Source organism: Actinosynnema sp. (genome assembly GCF_052038725.1).
Window position 1 is genome coordinate 1 of the sequence record NZ_JBQGCX010001206.1, and the last position, 4,689, is coordinate 4,689.

A 4,689-nucleotide genomic window follows, 5' to 3' on the forward strand; every position below is an offset into this window, starting at 1 on the left:
GGCTGCCTTCGCGGATCGCGGGACCGGGGCTGGGCCACCGGCCCCGGTCACCGGATCGGGGTCACTGGGTCACGAACTCCGTGAAGTAGATGCCCATCACCAGGTCCTCGTACGCGGACACGACCTTCTCCTGCAGCGCGGCCTTCAGGCTCTCGCGGGCCTCGTTGCTGGACAGCTCCGCGATCGACCGGTTGCTGAACTCGCTGACCACCAGGTCCAGGGCCTTGCTGCCGTCCACGTCCTCGGCCGCGTCCTTGGTCTGCTGGAGCGAGAGCTTCAGCTTCAGGTAGTGCCCGTCCGCCAGGTTCATCGTGATCGAGTCCAGCGCGACCACCGTGCCCGGCTCCGGCGGGGCCGGGGTGCTGTCGCGGAACAGGAAGAACCAGCTCCCGGCGCCGCCGAGGGCGAGCACCGCGACGGCGACGATGATCAGCAGCTTCGTCTTGCCACCGCCCTTGCCCTCGCCCTCCTCGGGCTTGTCCTTCTCAGCCTTCTTGTCGTCCTTGGCCATCTCTCGTCCTCCTCTGGCTCTCTCGTCACTCGGCCGCTGCGGCGGGCAGCAGCGTGCGGACCTCGGTGGGCTGGTCGGACAGCACCACGACCTCCACCCGGCGGTTGCCGGTCACCGACCTGGGGTCCGCGGGGTCGTACAGCGGCCTGGTGTCGGCGTAGCCGACCGCGGTCAGCCGCGACGCGGCCAGGCCGTCCCGCTCGATCAGGTAGCGCACCACGCTGGACGCGCGCGCCGTGGACAGCTCCCAGCTGCTCGGGTAGTTCACCGTGGCCACGGGCAGCTGGTTGGTGTGCCCGTCCACCTCGACCCGGTTGCCGACGGACTTCAGCACCGGCGCCAGCGCGTCGACGATCCGCTGCCCGTCGGGCAGCAGCTCGGCGCGGTCGCCCGCGAAGACCACCGACGTGGTGACCACCGTGACCACCAGGCCCCGGTCGTCCACCCGGAACTGGGCGGTCCCGCCCAGGCCCTGGTCCTGCAACTGCTTCGCCATCTGCTCGCCCAGCTCCTTGAGGTGCTGGACCTCCGCCTCGGCGGCCTTCAGGTTCTTGGCGGCCTTCTCGCGGTCGGCCTGCTGGACCGCCTCCTGCGCGGCCTTCGAGCTCAGGTCCTGCGTGCTCCCCGACCCGCTCGCCTCGCTCTTGAGGTCCACCGGGTCGGGGTTGATGCCGCCGTTGGCGCTGCCCGCGCCGCCCGCGCCGAACACCGTGATGTGGTCCGAGCCGCTGAACGCGCCCGCCAGGCTCTTCTTCAGCTCCTGGAACTTCTGCGAGTCCACCGAGGACATGGCGAACATGACGATGAAGAGCACCATGAGCAGCGTGATCATGTCCGCGTAGGTGACCATCCACCGCTCGTGGTTGACGTGCTCCTCCTCCTGGTGCTTCTTGCCCTTGCCACCTCCGCCGCCGGACATCAGGCGGCCTTCTTCTCTGCCTCGGGCGGGCCGGTGGCGACCATGGCGCGCAGCTTCTGCCCGACCAGGCGCGGGTTGGAGCCCGCCTGGATGGCCAGCACGCCCTCCACGACCACCTGCATCTGCTCGCACTCCAGGTCGCTGATGCGCTTGAGGCGGCTGCCGATGGGCAGCCACATCGCGTTGGCCGTCATGACGCCCCACAGGGTCGCCACGAACGCGCCCGCGATCAGGTGGCCGAGCTTGGCCGGGTCGCTCAGGTTCTCCAGCACGTGGATCAGGCCGAGCACGGTGCCGATGATGCCGATCGTGGGCGCGAGGGCGCCCATGTCGGTGAACATCTTCACGCCGACCTTGTCGTAGCGCTGCTTGGTCTCGATCTCGCCTTCGAGGATCTCCCGGATCTCCTTGGAGTCCATGCCGTCGATCGCCAGCACGAGGCCGCGGCGCAGGAACGGGTCCTCCACCTTCTTGGCCTCCTCCTCCAGGGCCAGCAGGCCCTCGCGGCGGGCCCGGTCGGCCAGCGAGACGATCGACTCGACCACCACGGAGCCGTCCATCTTCGGCGCCAGGAACGCGCGCTTGAGCAGCGCGGGCAGGCTCATGCTGTCGCGCATGACACCACTGGCCATCACCGCGCCGATCGTGCCGAACACGACCAGCAGGATGGGCGGGAGCAGGAACATCGAGAGCGGGTTGCCGCCTTCGAGCGCCGTCGAGACGAAGATCGCGACGAAGACGAGGACGGTGCCCGCGATGCTTGCGGGGTCCATCTACAGCTCCCTGTCCGTGGGCAGTCGCAGCACCGACGGCTCGGTCGGCTCGACCGGGTCGGGGGCGACGCGCATCCTGCGTCGGGGAACCGGGGGGTGCTCGGCGGGAGCGGGGTCCTGCGCCAGGCTCAGCACCCCGGCGCGGTGCCTGCGCACCAGGTCGGAGATCTCCTCGATGGTCTGCGCCACCACGTACTTGGCGCCGCTGAGGAGCGTGACCACGGTGTCCGGGTTGGACTCCGCGCGTTCGATCAGGTCCGGGTTCAGCGCGAAGGGCTGACCGTTCAATCTGTTGAGCACGATCACGGCTTCCGTCCTTGGATGTCGGGCATCGGGCCCGTCCGTGGGTCCGTGGCGTTACAAACGGCAGTGCGCCTTCACTCCTGAGGGGGAACGAAGGGCGGCCGGGGTGGAGAAGGCCCGGCCGCCCTTCACCCGTTAGCGCTTGAGGTTCATCAGGTCCTGCAGGATCTCGTCCGACGAGGTGATCACCTTCGAGTTCGCCTGGAACCCGCGCTGGGCGATGATCAGGTTGGTGAACTCCTGCGAGAGGTCCACGTTGGACATCTCCAGCGCGCCGGACACGACGGTGCCGGTGCCGTTGTCGCCCGCGCCGCCGATCTGGACCGGGCCGGAGTTGACGGTGGCCCGGTAGAACGAGCCGCCCGCCTTGTCCAGGCCGCCGGGGTTGGCGAAGTTCGCCATGGCGATCTGGCCGACCGTGCGCGGCGTGCCGTTGGCCAGCACGCCCACGATCGTGCCGTCGCCGGAGACGCTGAAGCTGGTGTAGGTGCCCTTGTCGACGGTCAGGCCCGCCACCGGCTGGTTCTTGTCGACCACGCCCGCGCCGTTGGCCATCCAGCCCTGCAGGATGCCGCCCGCCGGGGTGGTGAGCTGGCCCGCCGCGTCGAACGACAGGGCGCCCGCGCGGGTGTACAGCTGCTGGCCCGAGGAGTTGACGACGAAGAACCCGTCGCCCTGGATGAGCATGTCCGTGTTGCGGCCGGTGCTCTGCGTGGTGCCCTGGTTGAAGTTCGTGTTGATGCCCGCGGTCCGCACGCCCAGACCCACCTGGGCCGGGTTCGTCGCGGCGGTGTTGGCGCCCGCGGCCTGGGCGGCGCGCAGGGTCTGGCTGAGCGTGTCCTCGAACACCGTCTGCGAGGACTTGAAGCCCGTCGTGTTGACGTTCGAGATGTTGTTGCCGGTCACGTCCATCATCTGCTGGTGGGCGCGGAGACCGCTGATGCCGCTGAACAGCGAACGGAGCATGTGCTTGTTCTCCCTGTGGAGTGGAGTGAGGGTGCTACTGGTCTGATCGGCAGGCAGGCGCTAGGCCTGCGCGCTCGTTCCGGTGATGGAGGAGAGCGGCACGTCGACGGCGCCGACGCGCAGCGTGGGCGCGGAGCCGAAGGTCGTCGAGGAGACGATGCCGCTCGCCCGGTCACCGCTCGCGGTGGTGTAGGTGACCTCTCGGCCCACCAGCCCCGCCGCCTGTGCGCTCAGCTGCGAGGCGACCAGCTGCGTCTGCTGCTGCGCGATCGAGTTGAGCTTGTCCACCGAGGTCAGCTGCGCGGTCTGCGCCATGAACGCGGTGGAGTCCGTGGGGTTGCTCGGGTCCTGGTACTTGAGCTGGGCGACGAGGAGCTTGAGGAACGCGTCCCCGCCCAGCGAGCCCAGCGCGGAGCCCGCGCTCGTCTGGTTGGGGGTGGTGGCCTGCGTCGACCCGGCGCCGCCGATGGGGCTGGTCATGGTCTCTCCGTGGGGGCGGGCGCGCGGATCAGGCGCGCAGGTCCAGCGATCCGGTGGCGCGCGTGGTCGCCCCGGTCGCGGTGGTCTGGGTGGTGCTGCCGAACGCCGAGGCGGTCATCGCCGGGCGCGGGCCGAAGCCGCGCTCGGCCGGGGACTGCCACGACCCGCGCTGCTGGCCGCCGCCGTCCTGGCCGCCGGTGAAGGAGGTCGCGCCGAACCCGGCGCGCTCCATCTCCCGGCGCAGGTCGGGCAGCGCCGCGCGCAGCGCGTCCCGCCCGGTCTCGGTGGCCCCGCTCAGGGTCAGCTGGATCTGGTCGCCGTTGACCTGCGCGGTCACCGCGATCGGACCCAGGTCCAGCGGGTGCAGGTGCACGGTCAGCTCGTGCACGCCGTTGCGCCCGCGCAGCGGGGCGAGCGCCGCCGCCAGCTGGGAGCTGGGCGGCAGCTGCGGGACCGGCTGCGGCGCGGCCGGGGCCTGCGCGGGCGCCGGTGCGGCCACCTGGGGGGTGGGCGCGGTCGGGGCCTGCGCGGCCAGCGAGGCGTGGCCTGCGGCGGCGACGCCGTCCAGCCCCACCTCGGCGGACGCCCGCTCCTCCACCGCCGCGCCCGTGCGGGCGAGGCCCCGGGGGGTGGGCTGCGCGGCGGCCTGGACCGCCGTCACCTGGGCCGTCACCTGCGAGGTGACCGCCGCGGCTGCGGTCGCGGGCGCGGGCTGCGCGCGCGGGTCGTCCCGGGGG

At 71.3% G+C, this 4,689-nt stretch carries 7 protein-coding genes; all 7 read right to left on the minus strand.

The window, feature by feature from the left end:
• Positions 1-61: 61 nt before the first annotated feature.
• Entirely contained in the window at positions 62-511 is a 450-nt protein-coding gene (locus ACTUAL_RS25350; RefSeq protein WP_440902008.1) for a flagellar basal body-associated FliL family protein, read from the minus strand.
• A gap of 25 nt (positions 512-536) precedes the next feature.
• Positions 537-1,430, minus strand: a complete 894-nt coding sequence (locus ACTUAL_RS25355; protein WP_096492839.1) for a flagellar motor protein MotB — start codon at positions 1,428-1,430, stop codon at positions 537-539.
• Positions 1,430-2,203 (minus strand): motility protein A, encoded by a 774-nt coding sequence (locus ACTUAL_RS25360; RefSeq protein ID WP_096492840.1) that lies wholly within the window; start codon positions 2,201-2,203, stop codon positions 1,430-1,432. Before ACTUAL_RS25360 ends, ACTUAL_RS25355 begins: the two co-directional genes overlap by 1 nt.
• Complete coding sequence (locus ACTUAL_RS25365; protein ID WP_232519794.1) at positions 2,204-2,503, minus strand: flagellar FlbD family protein; 300 nt, start codon at positions 2,501-2,503, stop codon at positions 2,204-2,206.
• 138 nt (positions 2,504-2,641) lie between these two features.
• Positions 2,642-3,472: a flagellar hook-basal body protein gene (locus tag ACTUAL_RS25370; RefSeq protein WP_096492842.1), complete on the minus strand. Its 831-nt coding sequence runs from the start codon at positions 3,470-3,472 to the stop codon at positions 2,642-2,644.
• 60 nt (positions 3,473-3,532) lie between these two features.
• Positions 3,533-3,952 carry a flagellar hook assembly protein FlgD gene (locus tag ACTUAL_RS25375; RefSeq protein WP_096492843.1) on the minus strand — a complete coding sequence of 140 codons (420 nt, stop codon included), beginning with the start codon at positions 3,950-3,952 and terminating at the stop codon, positions 3,533-3,535.
• Positions 3,953-3,980: 28 nt separating this feature from the next.
• Positions 3,981-4,689 (minus strand): flagellar hook-length control protein FliK (locus tag ACTUAL_RS25380; protein ID WP_440902009.1); only part of this gene is annotated, 709 nt, incomplete at its 5' end.

Excerpts from the sequence above, each read along its gene's own strand:
- ACTUAL_RS25350 (WP_440902008.1), bottom strand. The coding sequence starts at position 511 with ATGGCCAAGGACGACAAGAAGGCTGAGAAGGACAAGCCCGAGGAGGGC.
- ACTUAL_RS25355 (WP_096492839.1), bottom strand. The coding sequence starts at position 1,430 with ATGTCCGGCGGCGGAGGTGGCAAGGGCAAGAAGCACCAGGAGGAGGAG.
- ACTUAL_RS25360 (WP_096492840.1), bottom strand. The coding sequence starts at position 2,203 with ATGGACCCCGCAAGCATCGCGGGCACCGTCCTCGTCTTCGTCGCGATC.
- ACTUAL_RS25370 (WP_096492842.1), bottom strand. The coding sequence starts at position 3,472 with ATGCTCCGTTCGCTGTTCAGCGGCATCAGCGGTCTCCGCGCCCACCAG.
- ACTUAL_RS25375 (WP_096492843.1), bottom strand. The coding sequence starts at position 3,952 with ATGACCAGCCCCATCGGCGGCGCCGGGTCGACGCAGGCCACCACCCCC.